This is a genomic window from Neobacillus paridis, assembly GCF_016765675.1.
GTDB classification, from domain to species: Bacteria; Bacillota; Bacilli; order Bacillales; family Cytobacillaceae; genus Neobacillus; species Neobacillus paridis.
In genome coordinates this window covers 1-724 of record NZ_JAESWB010000079.1, presented here as the reverse complement: position 1 = coordinate 724, position 724 = coordinate 1, and the positions used below count along the sequence as shown (strand labels likewise).

The following is a 724-nucleotide window of genomic DNA, read 5'->3' as shown; positions in this document are numbered from 1 at the left end:
GAAACATGCAAAAAACTTTTCAATCGCCTTGATTCTACTCACTGCAAGCTGCTATTTGTATGAAAACCTTGTATTTATTTCTTCATATTAATGAATGCCATCGGAGTTCATTAAGCGCATTCACCGAAAATTTTGCAATCTGATTATTTTTTAATGGAAATGAACAGCGTGTTTGCAGGCACGGAAAGAATTGCAGGTAAAAATTATTGTAGTTAATCAGCCTGGAGCTGCGGGAAAAATTGAAGCCATGAAAATTAATCTCTTGTGCAATAAAAAGAGGTCGGTAAAACCTGTGGAAATTAATCTATAACCCTGCTCGCTGACAATTTTTTCCGCAAGTAAAAAATTCAGGAAAGCGGTTTTTACCCTATTAAATAAGGCTGTTTCCATAAAGTAAAAAGATCGGTACTTTCCAATATTAAAAAATCCCTCTGAAAGATTTTATTCCGGAAAATTTTTCTGTCGGCTTTATTTACACTGAAATGTTGAAATCTCCGGGCGAATTCATTAAGCCATTGATTCTTAATGTTCGCCTTTTCATGGCACGCCATTTGCAACATGCATTTCCAGGAAGTGGAGAAAAAGAGATCAGCGAGAGCCTTTCCTTTAATGCGAACTGGCTTGTAATCAAGCTTTTGATCGGAGAAAACACCATGCGCTTTACCATGAAGAAAAAAGTTCTGGCGTGCAGTATTGCGGGAGGCCTGGCGTTGTTCGCGTCAGG

At 38.1% G+C, this 724-nt stretch carries 1 protein-coding gene; it reads left to right on the top strand.

Annotated features, from left to right (window positions below):
- Positions 1-515: 515 nt before the first annotated feature.
- Positions 516-724 (top strand): hypothetical protein (locus tag JK635_RS27995; RefSeq protein ID WP_235887924.1); only part of this gene is annotated, 209 nt, incomplete at its 3' end.